21 protein-coding genes and 1 pseudogene are annotated in these 22,859 nt (G+C 59.1%); 13 read left to right on the top strand and 9 right to left on the bottom strand.

Features of this window, described 5'->3' with window-relative positions; all coding sequences use genetic code 11:
* The first annotated feature begins 79 nt into the window (after positions 1-79).
* The 5 genes from ACIGJE_RS32085 (at position 80) to ACIGJE_RS32065 (ending at position 4,802) form a co-directional block, all read left to right on the top strand.
* The gene (locus tag ACIGJE_RS32085) at positions 80-994 is read left to right on the top strand and encodes an aminotransferase class IV (protein WP_415080789.1); all 915 of its coding nucleotides are present in this window, start codon (positions 80-82) and stop codon (positions 992-994) included.
* 573 nt (positions 995-1,567) lie between these two features.
* Positions 1,568-2,602, top strand: coding sequence for an alpha/beta hydrolase (locus tag ACIGJE_RS32080; protein ID WP_415081133.1), 1,035 nt, complete (start codon positions 1,568-1,570; stop codon positions 2,600-2,602).
* A gap of 147 nt (positions 2,603-2,749) precedes the next feature.
* Positions 2,750-3,757 (top strand): alpha/beta hydrolase, encoded by a 1,008-nt coding sequence (locus tag ACIGJE_RS32075; RefSeq protein WP_415081135.1) that lies wholly within the window; start codon positions 2,750-2,752, stop codon positions 3,755-3,757.
* Positions 3,758-3,887: 130 nt separating this feature from the next.
* Entirely contained in the window at positions 3,888-4,325 is a 438-nt protein-coding gene (locus ACIGJE_RS32070; protein WP_376717675.1) for a carboxymuconolactone decarboxylase family protein, read from the top strand.
* Positions 4,326-4,367: 42 nt separating this feature from the next.
* On the top strand, positions 4,368-4,802 hold the full coding sequence (locus ACIGJE_RS32065; RefSeq protein WP_415081137.1) for a (R)-mandelonitrile lyase: 435 nt from the start codon (positions 4,368-4,370) through the stop codon (positions 4,800-4,802).
* Positions 4,803-4,853: 51 nt separating this feature from the next.
* Here the strand turns inward: ACIGJE_RS32065 and ACIGJE_RS32060 are convergent, their stop codons facing one another.
* Positions 4,854-5,744, bottom strand: coding sequence for a LysR family transcriptional regulator (locus ACIGJE_RS32060; protein WP_415080791.1), 891 nt, complete (start codon positions 5,742-5,744; stop codon positions 4,854-4,856).
* Positions 5,745-6,213: 469 nt separating this feature from the next.
* On the opposite strand from ACIGJE_RS32060, the gene sthA reads away from it, so the two are divergent.
* Together sthA and ACIGJE_RS32050 are read left to right on the top strand one after the other, a co-directional pair.
* Entirely contained in the window at positions 6,214-7,602 is a 1,389-nt protein-coding gene (gene sthA, locus ACIGJE_RS32055) for a Si-specific NAD(P)(+) transhydrogenase (protein ID WP_415080793.1), read from the top strand.
* 54 nt (positions 7,603-7,656) lie between these two features.
* Positions 7,657-8,334, top strand: coding sequence for an HAD family hydrolase (locus ACIGJE_RS32050; protein ID WP_394314261.1), 678 nt, complete (start codon positions 7,657-7,659; stop codon positions 8,332-8,334).
* A 275-nt stretch (positions 8,335-8,609) separates the two neighbouring features.
* Here ACIGJE_RS32050 and ACIGJE_RS32045 read toward each other — a convergent pair whose 3' ends face one another.
* Complete coding sequence (locus ACIGJE_RS32045) at positions 8,610-9,239, bottom strand: DUF4893 domain-containing protein (protein ID WP_311937358.1); 630 nt, start codon at positions 9,237-9,239, stop codon at positions 8,610-8,612.
* A gap of 153 nt (positions 9,240-9,392) precedes the next feature.
* Between ACIGJE_RS32045 and ACIGJE_RS32040 the strand changes: the two genes are divergently transcribed.
* Positions 9,393-10,238, top strand: coding sequence for a lytic transglycosylase domain-containing protein (locus tag ACIGJE_RS32040; protein ID WP_415080796.1), 846 nt, complete (start codon positions 9,393-9,395; stop codon positions 10,236-10,238).
* A gap of 269 nt (positions 10,239-10,507) precedes the next feature.
* Here ACIGJE_RS32040 and ACIGJE_RS32035 read toward each other — a convergent pair.
* Positions 10,508-11,271, bottom strand: a protein-coding gene (locus ACIGJE_RS32035) for an IS5 family transposase (protein ID WP_440727486.1) whose coding sequence is annotated in 2 segments (ribosomal slippage) — positions 10,508-10,933 and positions 10,936-11,271 — 762 coding nt in all. Because the reading frame shifts where the segments join, the coding sequence is not laid out codon by codon here.
* 279 nt (positions 11,272-11,550) lie between these two features.
* Here ACIGJE_RS32035 and ACIGJE_RS32030 point away from each other — a divergent pair.
* From ACIGJE_RS32030 to ACIGJE_RS32020, 3 genes are all read left to right on the top strand, one after another.
* On the top strand, positions 11,551-11,817 hold the full coding sequence (locus tag ACIGJE_RS32030; protein WP_311937349.1) for a hypothetical protein: 267 nt from the start codon (positions 11,551-11,553) through the stop codon (positions 11,815-11,817).
* 419 nt (positions 11,818-12,236) lie between these two features.
* A complete protein-coding gene (locus tag ACIGJE_RS32025; RefSeq protein WP_311937346.1) occupies positions 12,237-12,740 on the top strand; it encodes a class I SAM-dependent methyltransferase in 504 nt (167 codons plus the stop codon).
* A gap of 52 nt (positions 12,741-12,792) precedes the next feature.
* A complete protein-coding gene (locus ACIGJE_RS32020; protein ID WP_367624840.1) occupies positions 12,793-13,152 on the top strand; it encodes a DUF4180 domain-containing protein in 360 nt (119 codons plus the stop codon).
* Positions 13,153-14,308: 1,156 nt separating this feature from the next.
* On the opposite strand, the gene ACIGJE_RS32015 is transcribed toward ACIGJE_RS32020, so the two are convergent.
* The 6 genes from ACIGJE_RS32015 to ACIGJE_RS31990 are packed head-to-tail and all read right to left on the bottom strand — an operon-like array spanning position 14,309 to position 21,038.
* Positions 14,309-14,647 (bottom strand): slr1659 superfamily regulator, encoded by a 339-nt coding sequence (locus ACIGJE_RS32015; protein WP_311937522.1) that lies wholly within the window; start codon positions 14,645-14,647, stop codon positions 14,309-14,311.
* A gap of 21 nt (positions 14,648-14,668) precedes the next feature.
* A complete protein-coding gene (locus tag ACIGJE_RS32010) occupies positions 14,669-15,223 on the bottom strand; it encodes a slr1658 superfamily regulator (protein WP_311937338.1) in 555 nt (184 codons plus the stop codon).
* Between the two features lie 4 nt (positions 15,224-15,227).
* The gene (locus ACIGJE_RS32005) at positions 15,228-17,576 is read right to left on the bottom strand and encodes a SpoIIE family protein phosphatase (protein ID WP_415080799.1); all 2,349 of its coding nucleotides are present in this window, start codon (positions 17,574-17,576) and stop codon (positions 15,228-15,230) included.
* A complete protein-coding gene (locus ACIGJE_RS32000) occupies positions 17,573-18,748 on the bottom strand; it encodes a class I SAM-dependent methyltransferase (RefSeq protein WP_415081139.1) in 1,176 nt (391 codons plus the stop codon). The genes ACIGJE_RS32005 and ACIGJE_RS32000 overlap by 4 nt, the downstream gene beginning before the upstream one ends.
* Positions 18,749-18,753: 5 nt before the next feature.
* The gene (locus tag ACIGJE_RS31995) at positions 18,754-19,278 is read right to left on the bottom strand and encodes a ubiquinone biosynthesis methyltransferase UbiE (protein ID WP_311937334.1); all 525 of its coding nucleotides are present in this window, start codon (positions 19,276-19,278) and stop codon (positions 18,754-18,756) included.
* Between the two features lie 41 nt (positions 19,279-19,319).
* Complete coding sequence (locus ACIGJE_RS31990) at positions 19,320-21,038, bottom strand: putative bifunctional diguanylate cyclase/phosphodiesterase (protein WP_311937331.1); 1,719 nt, start codon at positions 21,036-21,038, stop codon at positions 19,320-19,322.
* Positions 21,039-22,069: 1,031 nt separating this feature from the next.
* Between ACIGJE_RS31990 and ACIGJE_RS31985 the strand changes: the two genes are divergently transcribed.
* Both ACIGJE_RS31985 and ACIGJE_RS31980 read left to right on the top strand, forming a co-directional pair.
* Positions 22,070-22,225, top strand: coding sequence for a hypothetical protein (locus ACIGJE_RS31985; protein ID WP_311937328.1), 156 nt, complete (start codon positions 22,070-22,072; stop codon positions 22,223-22,225).
* Positions 22,218-22,689, top strand: a pseudogene (locus tag ACIGJE_RS31980) (Ros/MucR family transcriptional regulator). Before ACIGJE_RS31985 ends, ACIGJE_RS31980 begins: the two are co-directional and overlap by 8 nt.
* Positions 22,690-22,859 lie beyond the last annotated feature (170 nt).

Here is a 22,859-nt window from a genome sequence, read left to right as displayed (position 1 = left end):
TTGAATTATTTTCATTGCCGGGCGCAGATCGCATAGGCCCGATTCCGATCTAGGGGCGTGGGTGCAAGAGCGAGGTCGCATGAACTATCCTGCCGGAACAGCCTATATCGATGGCGCCTTCGTGCCCATGTCGGAAGCCAAGATCTCGGTGCTCGACTGGGGCTTCCTGCATTCGGATGCGACCTATGACGTCGTGCATGTCTGGAAGGGGCGCTTCTTCCGCCTCGACACCCATGTCGAGCGGTTCCTGCGCTCGGCCGACAGGCTGCGCCTCACGCTGCCGGTCTCGCCCGGAAAGCTCGTCCAGATCCTTGGCGAATGCGTCGCCCGCTCCGGGTTCGAGGATGCCTATGTCGAGATGGTGCTGACGCGCGGCCTCTCGCCGACCTTCTCGCGCGATCCCAGGGAGGCCCATAACCAGCTGATCTGCTTTGCCATTCCCTTCGGCTGGATCCTCAAGCCCGAACAGCGCGAGGGCGGGCTTTCCATCGTGCTGTCCGACATCCGCCGCATCCCGCCGGATTCGGTCGATCCCACCGTCAAGAACTATCACTGGCTGGATTTCGTCATGGGGCTCTACGATGCCTATGCCCGTGGTGCGCAAAGCGCCGTGCTGACGGATGTCGATGGCAATCTCGCTGAAGGCCCGGGCTTCAACATCTTCACCGTGCGCCAGGGCCGGATCGCCACGCCGGATCGCGGCGTGCTGCGCGGCGTCACCCGCCAAAGCGCCATCGAACTCGCCGCCGAGTTCGGCTTTCCCCTGGAGGAGCGGGTCGTGGCGGCGGCCGAGGCGCTGGCAGCCGACGAGGTCTTCATCACCTCGACCGCCGGCGGCATCATGCCGGTGACGCGGATCAATGCCGCCGCCGTCGGCGAGGGGCGTATGGGGCCGGTCACAAGGGCGCTGCTCGAGGCCTATTGGGCCAAGCACACGGATAGCGGATGGTCGACGGCGGTCGCGGATGTGCTGCCGGGCCGGCGGGCAGGGTAGGGCGCGACCGGCCCGATGCACTCGGACGAAGTTGATCTTGTCATTCCGCGCGCATGGCAGCACGCAGTGATACGATGCAGAGGCGGGGTCGCCAGACGACAAAGAGATCCTTTCATCGTGGCTCCGGGTCTCTTTGCTTATTCATCGGGTCCACGATTGAGCATCTAAGCAGGCCAGTTCTTCTGCTCACCAGACTTGGCTCATCCCAGAGATTGAGGGACTGTCCGATGCCTTTGAGCTTAGCACTCTGAAGCATTTCGAAGTCCCAGCTGATGTCAAGAACGGCTATACCGAAGGCGATGGAGATCACGCGATTGCTTGGATTCTCGCGTCCGGGATTCTTGTCATTGATCACATTGCCCAGCCTGGTTGCTTCCTTCGAGCCAGGCAGCCTGCTCGGATCGAATGCATCTTAAGATTGTTAAGCTAAACTTAAAGACGCATCCGAATATATGCCACTAATCAAAGAATGCGATTGGCTCTATCCCTTTCTCAACGGTATGCAGGTTGAAAGGGACGGGTGCCTTGAGTTCTCGCAATCGGTTCGTCGCATCGTCGCTCGCGGCTGCAGCGATGCTTGCTTGTGCCGCCGCAACAGCTGATCAAAAAGGAAAAACGGAACCTCTGACCATCCTGGAGCAAGGTAGCTTCGCTACCGGTGGGAAAGTGGTGAGCACTCCAGGTACCTACAACAACAACAAGCCGACGGCCGAGGGGCAGACATTCCACGGCGATCATCTCTACACCTTTTATCAGATCCCGCTGACCCTCAAGGCGCTCCCCATCGTCATGCTGCATGGCGCCTACCAGTCGGGGCGCAGTTGGGAGACCACGCCAGATGGCCGCGAAGGATTTCAGAGCATTTTCCTGCGTCGGCACTTCACGACCTACATTGTCGATCAGCCACGCCGCGGCCGGGCGGGCAACAGCACCGCCGCCGCGACCATTGAGCCGACACCCTATGACCAGCTGTTCTTCGACCAGTTCCGCCTCGGAAAATGGCCGAACTTCTTCGATAACGTGCAGTTCGATCGTAAGTCTGAAACGCTGGATCAATTCTTCCGCTCTGTCACGCCCAACACGGGACCCTACGATGCCGGTGTGATCTCGGATGCGATGTCGGCGCTGTTCGACAAGATCGGTCCCGGCATCCTCTTCACGCATTCGCAGGCTGGCGGACCCGGTTGGCTGACGGCGATCAAGAGCCCCAATGTCAAGGCGATCGTCGCTCTCGAACCAGGCAGCGGCTTCATCTTCCCGGAAGGTGAGTTGCCTCCTGCGATGCAGAGTGCCGCCGGCACCTTGTCGCCCGAGGCCGTTCCGCTGCGGGATTTTCAGAAGCTCACCCGTATTCCGATCGTCATCTATTACGGCGACAACTTCCCGACCGAGCCGACCACTGAGCGGGGACAGGACAACTGGCGGGTGCGGCTCGCCATGGCCAGGCTCTGGGTCGATGCCGTCAACAAGCATGGCGGCGACGCACGGCTGGTGCATCTGCCGGACATCGGTATTCGCGGCAACACGCACTTCCTGATGTCCGATCTGAACAATGTCCAGATCGCCGACCTGATCTCGCAGTTCCTTGCCGAGAAGAAGCTGGATTGACCCGTCCGCGCGAACACTCGGTGGCACAAGTTCGCTGATCAAAGAGTGGAGTTCGATATGGCCAACGAAGTCATCGACGAGAGAAGGCGCGAGTTCCTCGGAGCCTCCGTGCTTGTTCTGTCGGGTGCAACGCTAGGAGTTACAGCAATGACCAATGCTACCGCCGTCGCGGCCGATTTTAAGCAAAATCCGTTCTCGCTGGTCTATGACGGCGCGATCACCGAGAACGCGCCTGGCAAGGTCAATATCCATCCGGTCAAGTACAAGCTCAATGGCCTGGATATCGTTGCCAACGTCTATACGCCGGCGAACTACGATCCGAACCGGAAATATCCGGCGATCGTCGTTGCGCACCCCAATGGCGGCGTGAAGGAACAGGTTGCGGGCCTCTATGCCCAGCATCTGGCGCAACGGGGCTACATCACGATCACGGCGGACGCCGCCTACCAGGGTGGCAGCGGCGGCGAACCGCGAAACGTGGACAAACCCGCATCTCGCATCGAGGACATCCACGGCATGGCGGACTTCATCACCCGCTATCCGGGCGTCGATGCCACACGCCTTGGCCTGCTCGGCATCTGTGGCGGTGGCGGATACTCGTTGGCGGCAGCCAAAACCGACAAGCGCTTCAAGGCCATTGCGACGCTCAGCATGTTCAACTCCGGGCGGGTTCGCCGCAATGGCTTTGCGGATTCGCAACTGGGCACCATCCAGGAACGCCTGAAGCAGGTTTCGGCTGCCCGCGCCCAGCAAATGGCCGGTGGAGACATTCTCTATGCGGGGGATGCCAATCTGACCGACGCGCAGATCGCCGCGCTGCCGTTCGAAATGTATCGCCAGGGGTACGAGTACTACTGGAAGACGCATGCGCATCCCAACTCGACATTCAAATACACCATGAGCAGCCTGCTCGAGCTGATGCGTTGGGACGCAACGGATCAGGTCGACCTGATCGACCAGCCGCTGCTGATGATCGCCGGAAGCAAGGCCGACAGCCTGTATATGACCGAGGAGGCATTCCCCAAGGCCGGTGGAACAAAGGACAAGGAACTGTTCAAGATCGAGGGTGCGACCCACATCGAGACCTATTGGGTTCCCCAATATGTGGACGCCGCATTGGGCAAGCTGACGCCATTCTTTGCCCGAACCATCTAATTGCTGGCCGCGATCAAACCCAATGGCCCAGCATGGTCTCCAGGGGGCAGGCAATAAGAGCCTTCAGCAACACAGCGGCCGAAGGTCTGCCCCATCGCTGAGTCCGCCTCCAACGGCGAGGAAAAATCCATTGAAGAAACACACCCGAAATCTGTTCGTCGCAGCCGGTCTGCTTGTGTCCGGAGGAATTTCCACCATGGCAATCGCCCAGAACCAGCCTCCCGCCACATCCGATGCAGGACCGGCCCAGCAGCCGTCCCGCGCGCAGCAATTGATGGGAGGGACCGCACCCAAGCTCGCTGAACTGACAGACGATGTCCTCTACGGTGATATCTGGGAACGCCCAGGGCTTTCAAAGCGAGATCGGAGCCTTGTCACGATTTCCGCCTTGATCGCACTCAATCGCCCGGATCAGCTTCGATCGCACATCAAGATTGGCCTTCAGAACGGCCTGACCAAGGACGAGGTCGTCGAGACGATCACCCACATGGCCTTTTATTCGGGCTGGCCGAGTGCGGTTTCCGGCGTCGCGGTCGCCAAGGACGTCTTCCAGGAAAATGGAAAGTGAATGGGAAAGGTGAAGTCCCGTGCCGCGATCATCCTTTCTCTCATGTTCACCTCGTCGGCCTCGGCCCAGTCGAATCCAATGATCAGCGTTACGCGTCCAGGCTTACAACCGTCCATCATCGCCCCGGCCGACCATTTTACTGGTTCGGTGCGCGTGGATTCGCGTTTCAAGGGCAGCGACCCAGCCCGGATAAGCGGCGCGATCGTCACATTCGAGCCGGGGGCGCGGACTGCCTGGCACACCCATCCCCTCGGCCAGACGCTCATCGTCGCGGTGGGCGTGGGGCTCGTGCAGGAATGGGGCGGTCCCGCCCAGGAAATCCGGCCCGGCGATGTCGTCTGGATTCCGCCCGGGGTGAAGCATTGGCATGGTGCAAGCCCTGCTGTCGGCATGAGCCATATCGCTTTCTCCGAGGCGCTCGATGGAAGGACCGTCGAGTGGATGGAGAAAGTTTCGGACGAGCAGTACCGACGCTGACCTGATTCACCCCGAAATGGCTCCTCGGGGTGAACGGCCACAAGGCTTCCATCAGTCGCCGCGATATCGGAGGAGGTCCGCAAACAGGGCCAGCGCCGGCGACCGCTGCCGCCGGCTCGGATAGTAGAGGTGATAGCCGGGAAAGGTGGGGCACCAATCCTCAAGAACGCGGATCAGCCTACCATCTGCGATATAGGGCATCGCATGGTCTTCAGGCATATAGGCGACCCCCAGGCCGTCCAGTGCCGAACTCAACCGCATGCTGAGGCTATTGAAGACGAGTTGTCCCTCTCCACGGACCTTGACCTCGCGCCTGTCTTTTTCAAGGTCCCAGGCAAACAGCCCGCCATAGGTTGGAAGGCGAACATTGATACATTTGTGGGCGGTCAGATCCTGCGGGATCTTCGGGGCTGGATTCCGCTCGAAATAGTCGGGCGAGGCGACAACTGCCATGCGCATGTCCGGCCCAATACGGACAGCGATCATGTCTTTGGCGACCTGTTCGCCCATGCGAACGCCCGCATCATAGCCTTCCGCCACGATATCGGTGAGGCCATAGTCGATAATGATCTCGACCTGGATATCGGGGTAGTCCGGTAGAAAGCGTTTGAGTGCCGGTTGCAGGACCGAGATCGCGGCATGTTCGCCGGCGGTAATGCGAACCGTTCCGGCCGGCTTGTCGCGAAGTTCGCTCAAGGCCGCCAGTTCGGCTTCTATCTCTTCGAAGCGCGGCGTGATCGTGCGCAGCAGCCGCTCGCCTGCCTCGGTGGACGCAACGCTGCGCGTGGTGCGGGTCAGGAGCCGCAGCCCCAATCGCTCCTCGAGATTACGGATAGTCTGACTGAGAGCGGACGGCGAAACGCCAAGCTTGGCGGCAGCGCGCGTGAAGCTCCGCTCTCGGGCAACGGCCGCAAACGCAGCGAGGTCGTTGAGGTTTTCCATCGTGATTTATTAGTCCAGCTTAATGGCTCATATGAATTATGTCATCTTATCGCAAGCTCAGGCAGGGGCTAAATTGCAGGCATCAATAAAACAGATCAAAATGGCCGGCCCTTGATGGCGGTCCCATTTCTGCAAATCACCAAATTCCAGGAGAATTGAAGATGGAGACCTTGATCGATCTGGGTTCAGCGGTCGTGCTCATGAGCGTTGCAGGCTTGTTGGCGCACATGGCTTTTTGCTGAATCCGCCATCCTGCCTTGCGGGGAGCAATGCGCCCGCAATGACCATGTCGTGTCGCTCACCCGATTGCCATGGCTGCCTACCTTCCCAGACAGTGCCGTGGCATTTTTTCTTGTCTCTTGGCAGACGGCAGCCCTATGTGCATTCATGCTGTCATGCAGCATGACGATGCTGCGGGGCATTTCCCGCCTTTCGACACCTTGTTCCAACGGCCTAGAGACTTCCCTCCATGTATGATTATGACATGCTCGTCATCGGTTCGGGCCCGTCCGGCCGGCGTGCCGCCGTACAATCGGCCAAGCTTGGCAAGTCGGTCCTGGTGGTGGAGAAGGGGCGGCGCGTCGGCGGCGTGTCGGTGCATACCGGAACGATTCCCTCCAAGACGCTGCGCGAGACGGTGCTCAATCTTTCGGGCTGGCGCGAGCGTGGCTTCTATGGCCGGGCCTATCGGGTCAAGCAGGATATCGGCGCCACCGACCTGATGGTCCGCCTGCAGAAGACGCTCGACCACGAGGTCGAGGTGTTGGAGCACCAGTTCAGCCGCAACACCGTACGCACGGCCCGCGGCGAGGCGCGCTTTCTCGGCCCGCACGAAATCGAGATCACCACCGAGACCGGAACCAAGAGCACGGTAACGGCGAACTACATCCTGATCGCCTGCGGCACGCGCCCCTTCCGCCCCGACTACGTGCCGTTCAATGCCGACAATGTCTTCGACAGCGACGAGATCATCGAGCTGCCCCGGTTGCCGCGCAGCCTCACCGTGATCGGCGCCGGGGTGATCGGCGTCGAATATGCCACCATCTTCAGCGCGCTCGACGTCGCCGTCACGCTGATCGAACCGCGCTCGAGCTTCCTCGATTTCATCGACAAGGAACTGATCGAGGAGTTCATGCATGAACTGCGGGACCGCAACGTCTCGCTACGCCTGGGCTCCCCGGTGGTCTCGATCGAGCGCGAGGACAGCCGCGTCGTCACCAAGCTGGGGGACGGGCGCAGGGTGTCCTCGGAGATGCTGATGTTCGCCGCCGGGCGCGTCGGCAATACGGACAGGCTGAACCTCGATGCGGCCGGCCTGAAGACCGATCACCGGGGACGCATCGGCGTCACGCCCGCCACCCTGCAGACCGAGGTGCCGCATATCTATGCGGCCGGCGACGTCATCGGCTTTCCCAGCCTGGCCTCCACCTCGATGGAGCAGGGGCGGGTGGCCGCCTGCCACGCCTTCGGCCTCGATCCGCCGCCGCCGCCGGAATATTTCCCCTATGGCATCTATTCGGTGCCGGAGATCTCCACCACCGGCCTGACCGAGGAGGAAGTGCGCCAGAAGGGCATTCCCTACGAGGTCGGCATCGCCCGCATGCGCGAGACCTCGCGCGGCCACATCATGGGGCTCGACAGCGGCATCATGAAGATGATCTTCTCGACCAAGACCCGCCGCCTCCTCGGCGTGCACATCCTGGGCGAGGGGGCGACCGAACTGATCCATATCGGCCAGGCCGTGCTCAACCTCAAAGGCACGATCGATTATTTCATCGAGAACACCTTCAACTATCCCACCCTCGCCGAGGCCTACAAGATCGCTGGCCTCGACGCCTGGAACCGGATGGGGCGCTGACGCGGTTCGTTCCGTGCCACGCCCGCCGTTCGCGTAACCTCACAGGAGTTCGCCGTGTCCCCTGACCGCAAGCTCGTCGTCCTTCTCGACGTCGACAACACGCTGCTCGACAATGACCGCTTCGGCGAGGACCTCGGCGACCATATCGAGGAAGCCTTCGGCGCCGACCAGCGCGCACGCTACTGGGCGATCTACGGCAAGATCCGCGACGAATACGGCTATGCCGACTATCTCGCTGCGCTGCAGCTCTTTCGCGCCGGGCTGGACGATGATCCCGACCTCCTGCAGATGTCGAAATTCCTGCTGGAATATCCCTTCGCCGAGCGCGTCTTCCCCAAGGCCCTGGAGGCGATCGCCCATCTCAAGACGTTCAGCGCTCCCGCCGTGCTCTCGGATGGCGACATCGTGTTCCAGCCGCGCAAGGTGCAGCGCGCGGGCCTGTGGGACGCGGTGGAAGGGCGGGTAATGATCTATCTGCACAAGGAGCAGATGCTGGATTCGGTGCAGCGCCACTACCCGGCCGAGCATTACGCCATGGTCGACGACAAGCCGCGCCTGCTCGCCAAGATGAAGGCTGTGATGGGCGACAAGCTCACCACCATCTTCGTGCGCCAGGGCCACTATGCCCTGGAGGCGGACATGAGCACCATCGAGCCCAAGCCCGACGTCACCATCGAGCGCGTCGGTGATCTCCTAGCGCTGGATCGGACGGCCTTTACAAAGGTGGCATGAAACCGGGGGCGAGTTTTCGACCCCCCATCTCAAGGTCCTTCGAAACAAACCGGAGAAAGGCTGGATAGCGCATCACGACCCCTCATCCGCCCCTACCGGGCACCTTTAGTCAACTCAAGAGCGTTGACGACACCCGCAAGGGGAGAAGGCGGCCGGCTCGTGCCACGACTTCAAAACAATCCCCTTCTCCCTTGCGGGAGAAGGGGCCGGCAGGCGGATGAGGGGTTGCACTGCTCTATCGGCACTCCATACCCGGCATTTCTTTCCCGGCAGGCTCAGCGCACCAGTTCGAGGATTTCGAGCGTGCTGCAGCAGGTTTGCGGCAGTTCCAGGCGCAACTTGCGCGGGCCGGCCTTGAACAGATAGGCGACCGCATCGGATTTGGGCGAGGCGCCATAGGCGACCGGCGGATCGTCGCCATTGGCATTGCCGCCGAGGAAGACGAAACGGGTGTTGCTGACGCGATAGAGAAAGCCGCTGACGCGCTGGGAACCGTTCACCTTGGCGAAGAAGAGCTTGCCGCCGCGCTCGCTGATGGCGCATTTGAAATAGGGATAGGTATAGACGCTGCCCTTGCCGTCATTGGCCTTTGAGCCATCGTCGAGCTGGGCGCTGCGGCAGCGCCAGGTGCCGACGAGTTCGCGCGTATTGGCGATCGGCCTGGGATCGCCGGCGAGGATCTCCTCCAGGGCCATGCCGTCGGCGGTGTGGCGGGCATTGGAGCCGAGCACCGCATCGATGGCGCTGCGGCGCGTCGCCTCGAAGTTCATCAGGCGGGTGCGGTCGGCATCCTCGATCGACACGGGCAGCAGCGGCGTGGGATCGAAGTCGGAGGCGGCCAGGGCCGTGCCGGCGGAGGCCGCGAACCAGGCGAAAGCGGCGACGACCCAATGGCATCTAGTCATGATGGAACTTCCAAGTGGCGGGGCGTCCTGTTTGCACCAGTCGACGCGATCCTGGCAAGGCGGGCCCGGCGTCATGGGTCATCGCATGGCATCTGGAGCGCCGCAGTGTTTTCGCCTAAATGCTAGCTTGCCCCCAACGGCGAGACATTGTCTGTGAACGTTCGTTATCTCATTGCAGCAGCGCTGCTGTCGGCAGCTTTCGCTTGCCTTGCCATGCCGGGGAAGGCTCAGGCCCGCCAGGAGAGCCTGGACGAGGCGATCTGCCGCCTGATCGAGACCTCGGCGCGTGCCAACGACATTCCACCCGAGCTCTTCACGCGGCTGATCTGGCGCGAAAGCAGCTTCCGGCCGCACGTCGTCTCCAGTGCCGGCGCGCAGGGCATCGCCCAGTTCATGCCGGGCACGGCCGCCGAATGGCAACTCGACGATCCCTTCGATCCCGAAAAGGCGATACCGGCCTCGGCCGCCTATCTTACCGCCCTGAAGAAGCAGTTCGGCAATTGGGGCCTGGCGCTGGCCGCCTACAATGCCGGGCCCAAGCGCCTCTCCGACTGGCTGGCGGGTGGGCGCTACCTGCCCTCGGAAACGCGCGCCTATGTCTATTTCATCACCCATCGCAATGTCGACGACTGGGTTTCCGGCGATGGCCTCAAAGCCGGGGAGGAACCCGCTGCCAAGCCAGTCGATTGCCTCGCCGTCGTCACGGCCGTGCGCAAGGAGGTGCCGCGCCTGATCGAGGGGCCCTACGCGCCTTTCGGCGTGCAGCTCTCCGGCAATTTCTCCAAGACCATCGCCATCGCCTCCTATGAGCGGGCGGTCAAACGCTTCCCGGCCATCCTGGCGGGCCGGGAGACGCTGATCCTCGGCACGCGCATGGCCGGGCGCGGCCGGCGAGCCTTCTATCGCGTCCGCCTGCCGGCCCGCAGCATGCGCGAGGCCAGCCTCATCTGCGACAAGCTGCACCGGGCCGGCGGCAGTTGCGCGGTGCTGCGCAACTGAAGCCGATACGGCCGGTGCAAAGAAAAAGCCGGATGCGGGGGCACCCGGCAGTTGGGTCGTTGGGTCGGGCCACAGAGCCCGAGGAAACTACGAGTGCGTCAACAGCTCGAAGTCATGCGGGCGGGCCCGCTCGAATGCCAGGAACGGTCTCAAGGCATCCGACTGGAGACTGAACCGGTGGGCCAGGATTTGGTTCCATGCTTCGTGCGAAAATTTTTTGAGCTGCCACGAATGCGCTGCCGAGAGCGTCGGCTAGGAGTTGTGGACACTTATCTGATCCATAGAACTGTAGCGGCAAGGGTTATGACGGCGAGATAATTTCTAGCGGTTTTCTCGAAACGAGTAGCGACCCGTCGGAACTGCTTGAGCTTTGAGAAGCAACACTCGATGAGGTGGCGCTGGGCGTAGAGGTGCTTGTCGACAGGGTATTTTCGAGCCCGCGACGGGTTGCTTGGGATGACAGCCACAGCATCTTTGTCTGCAATTGCCTGGCGCAGGCGATCGGCGTCGTAAGCGGCGTCGGCCATCACGACCTTGGCGGGTAAGCCGTCGATCAAGGCATAGGCCTGAGGGCAATCGCCTCTGTGGCCGGCGGTCAGGGTGAAGCGCACCGGGCAGCCAAGACCTCTGACAGCCATATGGATCTTGGTGCTCAGGCCGCCGCGAGAACGGCCAAGGGCCTGATCTTCAGACCCCCTTTTTTGGCGCCCGAAGCATGCTGATGGGCACGGATGATGGTGGAATCAACGATCAGATACTCGAAGTCCGGATCGTCCGACATCGCCGTGAAGATGCGCCACCATACACCCTTATGGCTCCAACGGCTGAAGCGACGGAAGACACTGTTCCACTCACCGAAGACCTCGGGCAGGTCACGCCAGGGCGAACCGGTGCGCACGATCCACAACACCGCTTCCACAAACATCCGGTTATCGTGACCAGACGAACCGCGCGTCCGTTCGTCACCGATAATATGCGCCGAAATACGCTCCCATTGATCGTCGCGTAGAATCAGACGGTCCAAAACACCCATCGCTGCCTCCAAAAGACAGCTTTGAATCACATACCCCCACTCTTGGGAATCCCAAGAGTCCACAACTCCTAGGGCGTGACGGCTTTGTCGATATTAGAACATATCATGAACAAAAAGCTCGACAGCCACGGCACCCTCGCCTAATTTTCCGGTCTCGATTCCGAAATCCTCCAGCGGTTTGCCGGCAACGGCAGAGACCAGGCCGGGTGGGATTCGTGCATCGTCCCGGTGGAGCGCGATATCCGCTGGTTCCAGTTTTCTGAACAGGGAGATCCGTCAATGACGTCGCAAGCCAGCAAATCCGAACAGGCTTTGCCGGAGGATCTGGAGGCGAGCGTGGAGCGCGTCATCGCCGATTGCGACGGCGATGCGCGGATGGCCGTGCGCGTCCTGCTGGTCGCCAACAGCCACGCCATGGCCGAAATCGCTGCGATCGAAGCCGAGATGGCCAAGCTCCTTGCCGACGTCTCGCGCGGCTATGCCCGCGGCCACTGGGAGTGGCTGCTGGAACGGGCCGAGATCGGCATTCCCTATTCCCGCGGATAACCGAACGGAAGCTGGTGCAGCCCGGCGCCCCTATCAATGCAGGCAGGAAAAGAAAAAGCCCGCTTGCGCGGGCTGGGAGGTTAGACGAGAGAGAGACGAGCTGGAAAGACGCGAACAACACGGCAGGGAGGGGATCTGTTCGGAGATTGCCGCGCCGTTCGCAGAATCAACTTAGCCGGTACGCTGTGTTCGCGCACACCGGCAAATTTGACGGACATTCGGAGGGACCCGCATGCGGTGGCTGTCAGGCCGCCCGGCGTCGTGGAGCCCGCAGGATCGCTTGCCTCGCTCGGGGCCGGTGGCTTATGACGATCGGCATATCCGGTCCGGAGGCTGCATCCGGGAGCCGGCTCCCGGCGCCCGCCGGGACGGCGGCCCGAATGGCCGGCCGGGATTTCTGCAATGATGTGAAATGGATAATGAGCTACCTCGATAATTTCATCAATCGCATGACGGCCCAGCGCAATTGCCTCGACCTTGCCGTCGAACTCGTCCGGGGGATCGAGGGGCCGGTGCTCGAATTCGGCCTTGGCCACGGCCGGACCTATGACCATCTGCGCCAGAACTTTCCCGATCGGGACATCTATGCCTTTGAGAACCGGGTAAGCCCCAATGTCTTCGTGCGCCCGGCGGATGAACTGCTCTTCCTCGGCGACATCGCCGATACGATCCGCACTGCCGCGGCGCGCCTGCCGCGCAAGGCGGCGCTCGCCCATTCCGACCTCGGCCTCAAGGACAGGCAGGGCGCCGTGCCGATCGTGGCCGACATCATCGCCTATCTGCCCGGCTTGATGGCGAAGGGCGGCTTCTACATCTCCAATGTCGACATCGCTCTGGTCGACGGCAGCGTGCCGCCCGCCTTCCGGCGTCGAGACTTTCCGCAGGCGACGGGCGACCAGTATCACATCTACGAGATCGTCTGAGGTCGGAGCCACCGGCACATGCCGCTGCGACGGGCCGCTTAGGAGAATAGTCATGAGCGACAGAGTCGAGGAGATCCGGGGCATCCGGGTGCTCATCTGCGCCGAGGACGGTAAGAAACTCGCCGGCGAAGGCGATATCAACGGTTTTCTCGGCAAGGCCTGGGAGCAGGAAGCGACGATGGTGGCGATCCCTGTCGCCCGGCTTGTCGACGACTTCTTCCGTCTGCGCACGCGGCTCGCCGGCGCCGTGGTGCAGAAGTTCGTCAATTACCGCCTGCGTCTTGCCGTGATCGGCGACATCTCGGCCTGGGTTGCCGAGAGCGACGCCCTACGCGATTTCGTCCGCGAAGCCAATCGCGGCCGGGACATCTGCTTCGCCGCCGATTTGGCCGAGCTGCGCAGCCGGCTGTAAGCCGGCAGGGATTGGACGGGTGTTTCCTGCAGCCACACCTGTTGGCGCCGAGGCTCGCCGAGGTGAAAGTTCCGGGCGGAATCGTAGCAGAGGCCGCAGATGACGGTGACGCCCGCCTGCGCTTCCTTTTCATCGCCCCAGACATAGTCGGCCTTGGCCAGACCGGTCTCGCAGGCATCGCACCAGGCATCGGATCTGGGATTCACCGGATCGTCGCCGAACCAGAAGCCGACACGATAGCCACGTTGGGCACCCTGGACGATGTGCTGGCAGACAAAGGCCGCCTGCTGCCGTCCGTGGATGGGGCAGTGAATGGTTCTGTCTGCTGGATCCACGATCGGCCCCGGCGGCTCTTGGTGACGATGCACGATAGGTTGCCCGGTCCGATCTGACAATCGTGTCGGGCTCGGCACGCCTGCCGGCCTGCCTGTTGCTTAGAGCAAAGCGCGTTCAGGCGTGAACGCTTTTTTACTCTAACTCTTTGATTCGACGCGACTTTGCGATTCTTGGTGGTTCAACCAAATCGCAAAACGCTTTAGTGCTTCGATGGTCTCCATGGAAGATAGGAGGGGCCCTGTTGTATTGGCGACAGTTCCCAACGCTTCGCGGATCCTTGTTCCCAGTTGATCATCCGAGCCAGTCGCCGAACGGATGTTGATGGCGAGTGCGAGAAAAATGGTGCGAGGCCATGGCCGTTTCTCCACGTCGGAGCGAATGGAGGCGACGATGTTTGAGTGTCCATTTCCTGGCACCGAGTTTACCCGGTAGCCCACCTGTCAAAGGTGCCGGCGCCTGTAACTCCCAGTATGACGGCATTGGGCGTGGCGGTGTCGATGGCATCGCCTTCGGTCGGCAGCACGGCAGGCATCCAGCTGGCTGCACCTGTCGAGTTCTGCGCCTTTAACCATGCCGACCAAACAATACGCGGTCAGCATCATTGTCACAAGTAGATCATCGAAATGGGGACAAGTGTGACACATTTTCTTCGCTGCAATGTGTCACCCAGAGCCATGAACCACGTCTTTCAAGTAGAATTTCTATGGAAGAACAAGATGATCTCTATTCGATTTGAAGGCTGCCTTGCAGAGATCTCTTGCTAAGCAATCCAGATCTTGAAGCCGACGCTTACGACCATCGCCTGCCTTGGCCGAACGGGTCAATCGATCTGCAGGGAGATCGCCTGGTGGAGCTTCTTGAGATTGGGTAGGGACTTGCTCTGCCAGGGAATCTCGGAACTGCCGCGCACGACGAGCGTCACGTCTGGGTGCTTGCGCACCTCGATTGTAAACTTTGCCAACAAGTTAATTCCTGAAGAATTGAGGAACTCGAGATCGGTCAGGTCGAGGACAATCGTCGGCGGCGCGGCCGTCAGGATGTCAGTCATGAGTGTCATGATCGGAGCATAAGCATCCGTTCCCGACAGGCGCATCGTGCCGTCGAAATGGATGACATTGTCTTCGGCCCAGACTCGATATTCGTCAGTCGTGATCTCAATATTTGGCTTCATGGTTCACTGTTAAAAATGAGTGACGGGAAGGGTGGCGAATGTTCCTACATGCACCCGGCTGCCATCTTCAACGGGGTTGAAAATCCAGGCCAGGCGAGCGCCATAGTCATTCATCAAGGTCAGCAATCCAAGACCCGATCCGGAAGTCTCTGGATCTGCAGCGTTGGCTTCGATGCGCTCGATGAGCAGGTCACCAGGGTCACCAACAGTAATTTCAGCGAGTAGTGCCTGGAATGAGGTGGCCGCGTTGGCACTGACAACATTGGAAACCTTCACTTTAAAGGCATCGGTATCCATCGCCGCCTCGACTCTGATCTCACCGGGCTCATGGAACTTGACCGCATTCTCGATCAACTCGTTTACCAGGTACCCGATATTGTGCCGGACCGCGCGATAGTCGTTGCGTGAAGTTCGGAATGGCAGGGCGAATATGTCGGCGATGAAATCCGATGTCGTTGCGCAATGGTGCCATCGCAGGTCGAGGGGACCGTCGAATAGGCTCACGCGGCTCACGCGTTCGTTCATACCGATCACAATGTCTTTCGATCCGTACAAAGTGGTCATGATGTTACCTGTGCCTAATAACGACGAGCGTTATGTCGTCGTGGATCTTACTGGTTCCAATGTAGTCCATCAGATCTTGAATAATCCCGTTCTTTATTTCCTCAGCGCTCGAGCCATGACGCTGACGTGCGCTCTCGACAAGACGATCCAAGCCGAACAGTTCGCCCTTCCCACCTTCGGCCTCGGTCACACCATCGGTATGTAGCACCACCACGTCACCGCTTGCGAAAGCTATGTTGCGGGTGGCGACAAAAGGCAAAATGTCCTTTTCGAGTCCAATCGGAAATCCCAGATCAATGGTATCGATACGCTCAACTCCACCGCCTGCACGCACCACCACGACTTCCTCGTGCTGGCCCGAAAGCGTGAGCTTACCATCCTCATAGTCTAGAAATGAGAGCGACAGATGCTTGTCCGAATTGGTTCGCTCGAGATTTTTGAATATTGCTCGGTTGAGCCGATCTAGGAACTGGGCGGGATTATTCTCGCCGGTTTCTTGGAGCGCACGCGCTACCGACTGCACCATCAGCATTAGAACGCCGCTCTCCAAGCCGTGGCCGGTGACGTCACCGATGCCCACCTTAAGCTTCTTGCCGTCCCGCAATACGTCGTAATAGTCGCCCCCCACCTCGTCCGCGGGGCGCATGTAGGCTGCGATCTCTACCCCTGGCATTGCGGCTAGTTCGCGCTCTTTGGGGAGCACCATTTTCTGGATCTGGCGGGCCACGTCGAGTTCGGCACCGAGCCGCAAATTTTCGCTGCGCAGCTGTTCGTTAAGCGATGAAATTTCCAGGTTGGCGCTCTCGAGATCGCGCGTGCGATCCTCGACGAGCTTCTCCAGGTTCTCGGTATGGTAGCTTATCTCCTCGGCCATTCGATTGAATGCCACCCCAACCTCGCCGACCTCATCCTTGGTCGGAATGTGGACCCGAACAGAATAATCCTTGGCCTGCAGCTTACGCGCCGCTCCGGCCAAGGCGCTGAGGCCAGCCGTGATGCGTTTCGACAGACCGAATACCGCTGCAAATACAATGCATAACGCAACGAAAATTGCTGCGAGTTGATAAAGAAGAATACGGTTTGTCGCCTTGGAAATACTATCCTGAGCGGCAATCAAGGTGGCGTATATCTCGTGCTCGGGAACGACGATGCCGACCGTCATTGTTTCCTTTGTTATCGGGCCGGCACTCCACATGTTCGTCGGTCTGAGTTTTTTGAGGACGACGATGTAGTTGACCTTTTCGCCGTTCCGGTCGAGCGAAATGGTCTGTATGACGCCATCGTTGTTCTGATCGAGTGGTAGCGCCGCGACTGCAGCGTCGGTGCTTTTGCGCAGTGACCGGTCGAACACCGTCGGGCTCGAATTGCCGATGCCCAGTGTTTTCTCACCCTCGGGCGTGACGGCGAGTACGTTCCCATTGGACATAGCGAGGAATGCAAACCCGGTGTCTGCAATCTTCACGCTTTGCACGATGTCTGCCATCTGATCCAATGTAAGGTCAGCACCAACGACGCCGGCGAGGTCCTTGCGGTCCTTGGTCCATACGGGTTCGAAGAAACTGACGATCAGCTTGCCCGTGACTCCGTCCTTATAGGGCGAAAGCGTCGTGATTTTCTCGTCGACCGGCTTGCTCGCGGGATCCTTGAGCCACCGCTGCCAATCCTCGTAAAGTTGAGGAAAAAAGAAGTCCCACCAATTCGTTGCGTTATGGCCCGGATAGACGCGATCGAACGTGGTGCCTTGGTCAGTATAGGGGGTTGAACGCAAAATGGGAGCGCTCTTTGGGCCGATATAGTAGACTTGCAGCTTTCGTGTGCCGTTCGCCTGGACTGCGGGACCGAAAATGTTGAAAGCCGTGCTGTCGCGTACGACTTTTGCAACGTCTGGCGGCAGGTTTTTGGTCGCATTGAGGAGGTACCCCCAAACCGTCACCGCTGACGGGTCACCAGCTCCATTTTGCCACCAATTACTCGATGGATTGTAGGTAAGCGGAGTGGAGAACGTCGGATCGCGCTCGATTGCCTCCCCCACCGTGGCCGCGATTTGGGGATGATCGATCAGGGCCTGCGTCGAGCCAGCAAGAATATTCACCTCCGTATGGACCTGATCGAGCAGAAGATCGGTCCGTTCGGCAGTGGTCTCGATGTAGTTGTGCAGGTATTCGCCGGTTGCCTTCGTCAGGCCGAGGCCGACTTGCTGGGTGGCATCCACCGAAAGTCGGTTCACGTTCCAAAGAGCAAGGCCGCCACTGATCAACAGATCGAACAGGACGGCGCCACCGACAACCAGTACAAACTTCGCTCGGAACGAGCGCAAGCCAAACCGCGACGAATTTCCGCCTTTCGCACTCATAGCGGCTTTCGTCCCGACGCAACCCAGATCGGCCAGCCAGCGTATCCCTTCGGATGCAATGCTGCGAAGATATGGTCCTGAAAGCCTTTGCGAAACTGCTTGATGAACTCGGGATCGTCGCCGCGTTTCTGGGACATTTCTCCCGCGAATGTATCCTCCCACGCCTGGACGATATCGGCGAAATCCTGCGGGTCACCATCGAGATTGGTGACCATGAAGGATTCTGCACGAATATCATCAAAACCGGCATCCATCAGATAATGCCGGCTCTTGGGACCCAGTTCGAGATCCATGTTGAAATGGCCGAAGAGTTTGGACAGTTCGTTATATGTCCATTGAATGGACTCGCCGCGAGGTTCTCCCAAGCATTGCGAGATCTTCTCATTGGTTACATATACGCGGCCGCCGGGCTTACAGATTCTGTACATTTCTTTGAGGATCAGCGCAGGGCGATCGAATATCTGCAACGAGTGGCGACAGGTGACGAGATCGAATTGATTGTCTTCGAGCAGCATCTCCGAGGCGTCGCCGTAAATATACTCGATCCCACTGATCTTGAACTCCGACGCCACCCGACGTGCATAGGCAAGACTGGAGCGCGAGTGGTCGAGGGCGACAATTCGCGCGGGTGTGAACTCCTTTTGAACGAGTGCAGCGAAATCGCCGATCCCGCAACAGATATCCGCCATGTAGACCCCAGCCCGCATGCCGTGGCGAGGCAAGATGTTGCGTTCGTGCCGCCATGTCATCTTAGTTTGGGTGCGCAAAACCGGAATGAAGCCGCCTTCTTCGAGAAAGCTCTGACCTGGATAGAAGCTGGCGTCATATTCCTGGACTTTGATGGCCGGTTCGATCCGACTCAGGCGGCCGAACTTCTCAGTTGTCCATCCGACCACGCTGGAGGTCACGATAATAAACTGCATGTCCGGCCTCGCCCGGCTGGCGTCCAGCATCTCACGTGCGAACGCATGGAATGCCAGGTTGTTCATCTGCGCAAGCCGCCGAACGTTGAGATAGAACACGCCACTCACACGGTTGATCGAATCCCGCAGCAACGCCAAGCTTGACGCCATCTCGTTCAAGGACTGGGGACGCAATGTGCCAGAAAGCGAGTATTCCTGATTGCTAAGGTCGAATTGCGCATTGAAGCGTACATCGTAGGCGAAGGTGATCGCGCTCAATGTGTCAAGCCTCCAAGTGGCAGATCGACAGAGAGCGTTATGGTGTTGTCGCCAACCGTGGTTAGGGTCACCGCAGCGTTGTAGCTGATGGCTAATTCGACCAGGAGCATGTCACGGCTCAGGTCGGCGGCGTTCGACAACGAGTCCATGTAGTTGGCTTCAGCGTGACTGCCTCGAAGGCGGATCACCGCCTGCTTGAAGAAATCACGTTCATCTTCGCTACAGGTGAAGGTGAGCTCGACCCTTTCGGTATCGCCGTGGCGCGAAATCTTGCAGACGAAAGTTCCCCCGACATGGTTGCTGCGGAAGGTGATCTCCAGCAACTCATTGAGTGCAGATGAAAACAAGTTTGCAAATAGTACAGAGTCTGGCCGATTATGGCTAATCACCCGAGCTAAGAAGGTGGCGATATAATCGCAATGTGTCCAATTGGAGTTGAACGCCTCCATTTCCATGTCAATTTGTACCATGATACGAAAATCATGATCCAAGCTATCGTTGTGCGTGACGTTCGGCGCCATATTACTCTCTGCTATTGCGATGCCTGGCGGAATGTGTCGATTCAGTTGACGCGCTCTCGACGTCTTCGTGGGGCTCCGGCCTTGGAAGCGAATATCCGTGCTCTCTCGGCACTCATGGCCTGGCCGAGATGGTGGCCCTGGAGGACGTCACACCCTTCCTTGATCAGCCATTGCGCTTGTACGGCCGTTTCCACCCCTTCGGCTGTCACCATCATGTCCAGACCGTGCGCCATGCCGATGATTGCCCGTACAATTGTCTGGCTTTTATGCTCTTTTTCGACATTTTGAATGAAGTACTGGTCTATTTTCAATGAGTCGAAGGGAAAATTCTTGAGATAGTTGAGCGACGAATATCGCGTGCCGAAGTCGTCTAGGGAGATGCGGATACCGAGTACGTTCAGCGTATTCAGGGTGTCCAAATTATCGACGGTCTCCTCCAGCAGCACTGACTCCGTGATTTCCAGTTCTATTCTGTCTGCGTTGATGCCGGTACTATCGATGACCTGAGCCACGATGTCAGTGATGGACCCGCCGAGAAACTGCGCGGGCGATAGGTTGACGGCGACATTCAGAGTTTCTGGCCAGGTCATCGCTTGTTTGCATGCTTCCTCGAGCACCCAGCGGCCGATTTCATCCATCAATCCATCCGCTTCGGCGATCGGAATGAACACATTGGGCGTTATCCGCCCGATTTCCGGGTGATCCCAACGCACCAGCGCCTCAAAGCCGACGACCTTGCCCGATGAGCGGAGTAGGGGTTGGTACTCAAGCAGAAGTTCGCGTCGCTCCAGCGCCAGTCGAAGGCTGCGTCTTAGGCTTTCTCGCTGTTCGATCAAAAGCATCATCGAGCGATTGAAGGTCCGCGCACAACCCCGCCCCTCTCCCTTGGCAGCATAAAGCGCGATATCAGCCGCCTTCATCAGTTCCTCGCTCTGCGTACCATGCTGAGGGCCGAATGCGATGCCCACGCTGGCGCCAACGAAGAGCGGTATTTCATTGATCATGAAGGGTATCTTGAAAGCATCAACGAGAGCTTGTGCCACACTCTCGGCTTCGATCGGGTCCTTGCCAAACTGGATGATCGCAAACTCATCGCCGGCGTAGCGGAAAGCCGAATCGCCCTCCTGCAGCACACCTCGTATCCGATCGGCAGCCATTTTGAGTAGGGCGTCGCCCGTGCCGTGTCCCAAGGTGTCGTTGACTGATTTAAAATCGTCAAGATCGATCTGCAGCAGCGCCGAACGCGTATGCTGGCCGTCGGTCGCGGCCAAGATCTCCTTGAGCCGATCACTGAGGCGTTGCCGGTTCTGGAGGCCGGTCAACACGTCATGATTGGCTTGATACATCAGCCTGTTGTGCTCGGCCTCCGCGCGCCTTGCAGGAGAATTCGCCACTTCGATCAGGCCGATCCCGTCGGCGGCGGGAAACGCCCAGGCTTCCATTCCTTGGTTGGACGCGGTGGCAATATTGAGGATCATAGGAGCCCTGGTAGCAAGTACCTTGTCCACTGCCTTCCGCGCTTCGCCCGTAGCAACGCCAGGATAGATATCAAACAGGCTCGCACCAATTGACATACTGCCATTGCGCACAGTCCCAAGCTGGGCTGCGAATTGGATAAGTCTTAATTCTCCATCGTAGAAAGAGATTAATTCCTGTGTATGTTTTAGAAATTCTGAGAGAGCTTGCTCGCCCGCTTCAATCTTTTCGACCTCTACTGGGGTCCCTTTTGGTAACCTAAACTTTCTCCAAAAGCGGAACAATTCCAGATCCTCTGACGGTTGTTCAGACAGTCATATATTCACGGTAAATTCCTACTCCGATTTCCGTACGGGATACAATTCAGAATGTCGATTCATTGACGAAAACATTGCGAAGAACGGTCACGGCGCTGGAACGATTCAAATAGGTGAGCCGCAAGGTGACGGCCGACACACGACCGATTGTAGCCATGTGGGGTTTCGCCGAAGTGTAACTGCGAGCGGGGCTGCGGATAGCCGCTCCGTCGCCTGGCCTCCATCAGCTTGGGCCGGCAGACCCGGCTGGAGCTCGAAAGCCCAGGCGTCTGCGGGCGTCGAGTTAAGGTGATGGCACAACTGGCGAAGGGAAGGCTCGTCGAGGGATCGAGGATCAATCCTCCTCCATTGCCGTCTGCGTCGAGATCAATCCACGCCTCGTCAAGATCGGCCGCAAGCTGTTGCCGGAAGCACGATGGATCTGTGCCGACCTGCTCGACCCTCGGTAAGGGTGGAAGGATCAACTTGAGGCAGCCGTGTTCGACTGGGCCATTGTCAGCCCGCTCTTCGGGAAGGAGGCAGCCTCGAGTGATCGTCGCGGCTTCAAATCCTTCGAGTTCGCGGCGATCGATATTGCGTCCGAAATCGCGGACAATGACGTATTCGTCCTGCCGTAAGGCTCGGCCTCGTTTCGCTATTCCAGTCGTCCATGCGTCGAGCGTCTGACCTTGGGAACGTGCATCGGGTTCGAGCAGCGAACAGGCCTATTCATGGACTGCGGCATCGACACCAGCATCTATCGCGGTCAATGGCGCGGCGTCGCACCCTTGTGCGAGATCGTCACGATGAAATTTTCTGGTTGGCTGAGATGTCCTCGGGCCCAAGCCTCGGCGGACGGAAGTGTGCAGCCTATCTTGTTTTAAGGGAACAGGCCAGTGTGCCAACAGGTGCATGTAGATCGAATGTTCTCTAATCACTTATTTTTATAGTGATTTGCACAGAGGGCACGAGCGATCGAAACAGAATCCGAAAAGGCTCGAAATAGTGCACAGGCAGCCATGATCATCCCCGAGGATGATCTTTACAGTTACTGGAATTTGCCGGAGAATCTGAGCCAGCGCAGCGAACGGGTCCACAATGCTGCGTTCATAAAGAAAAACAGCACTCACTTCGACATCACCACAAAAAACAAGAAGGTGACTGAATATGTCTGAGGACGACGCAAGTCTGGTCGACCTGACAGTCGACATCGTCTCTGCCTATGTTTCCAACAACCAGGTTGCCACCGCATCCCTCGCGGATCTGATCCATTCGGTGCACAAAGGACTAACGGATCTGAACAATCCAAGGTCGGCCGAGGTGGTTACCCCGCCAAAGCCCGCCGTTCCGATCAAGAAATCCGTCACCCCCGATTATCTGATCAGTCTGGAAGACGGGCGCAAGTTCAAATCGCTGACCCGGCATTTGCGGACGACCTATGACAATGACGCCCGAGCAGTATCGGGAGAAGTGGGGCCTGCCCAGCGACTATCCCATGGTTGCGCCGAACTATTCAGCTACCCGCGCGCGCCTGGCCAAGGAACTCGGACTGGGCCAGATGAATCGAAAGGCGAGTAGCGCCCCGCCACCGTCACCGCCTCCCGCGCCCAGCAGGGGCAGAAAGAAAAAGGCGTCATAGCGGCCTTGGCGTAGGGCGGAATGAACCCAGCGCATGTGATCACGGACGTTCTTGTCGGCCTGCGGATGTCTACGGATCACCCATAAATACCGGGACGGGACGCCGTTGAAGCGTTCTTGCCATACCGGCACGCCGTCAGGCAGCTTGGGATCGTCTTCCTCGATTTCAAG

The sequence above is a fragment of the Labrys sp. E2SS-1L genome (assembly GCF_057073705.1).
The sequence above is the reverse complement of the archived record's forward strand: the minus strand, read 5'-3'. Positions and strand labels throughout refer to the sequence as shown.

Coding starts and splice junctions, on each gene's coding strand:
- ACIGJE_RS32085 (WP_415080789.1), top strand. CDS start 80: ATGAACTATCCTGCCGGAACAGCCTATATCGATGGCGCCTTCGTGCCC.
- ACIGJE_RS32080 (WP_415081133.1), top strand. CDS start 1,568: ATGCTTGCTTGTGCCGCCGCAACAGCTGATCAAAAAGGAAAAACGGAA.
- ACIGJE_RS32075 (WP_415081135.1), top strand. CDS start 2,750: ATGACCAATGCTACCGCCGTCGCGGCCGATTTTAAGCAAAATCCGTTC.
- ACIGJE_RS32065 (WP_415081137.1), top strand. CDS start 4,368: ATGTTCACCTCGTCGGCCTCGGCCCAGTCGAATCCAATGATCAGCGTT.
- ACIGJE_RS32060 (WP_415080791.1), bottom strand. CDS start 5,744: ATGGAAAACCTCAACGACCTCGCTGCGTTTGCGGCCGTTGCCCGAGAG.
- sthA (WP_415080793.1), top strand. CDS start 6,214: ATGTATGATTATGACATGCTCGTCATCGGTTCGGGCCCGTCCGGCCGG.
- ACIGJE_RS32045 (WP_311937358.1), bottom strand. CDS start 9,239: ATGACTAGATGCCATTGGGTCGTCGCCGCTTTCGCCTGGTTCGCGGCC.
- ACIGJE_RS32030 (WP_311937349.1), top strand. CDS start 11,551: ATGACGTCGCAAGCCAGCAAATCCGAACAGGCTTTGCCGGAGGATCTG.
- ACIGJE_RS32025 (WP_311937346.1), top strand. CDS start 12,237: ATGAGCTACCTCGATAATTTCATCAATCGCATGACGGCCCAGCGCAAT.
- ACIGJE_RS32020 (WP_367624840.1), top strand. CDS start 12,793: ATGAGCGACAGAGTCGAGGAGATCCGGGGCATCCGGGTGCTCATCTGC.
- ACIGJE_RS32010 (WP_311937338.1), bottom strand. CDS start 15,223: ATGACCACTTTGTACGGATCGAAAGACATTGTGATCGGTATGAACGAA.
- ACIGJE_RS32005 (WP_415080799.1), bottom strand. CDS start 17,576: ATGAGTGCGAAAGGCGGAAATTCGTCGCGGTTTGGCTTGCGCTCGTTC.
- ACIGJE_RS31995 (WP_311937334.1), bottom strand. CDS start 19,278: ATGGCGCCGAACGTCACGCACAACGATAGCTTGGATCATGATTTTCGT.
- ACIGJE_RS31985 (WP_311937328.1), top strand. CDS start 22,070: ATGATCATCCCCGAGGATGATCTTTACAGTTACTGGAATTTGCCGGAG.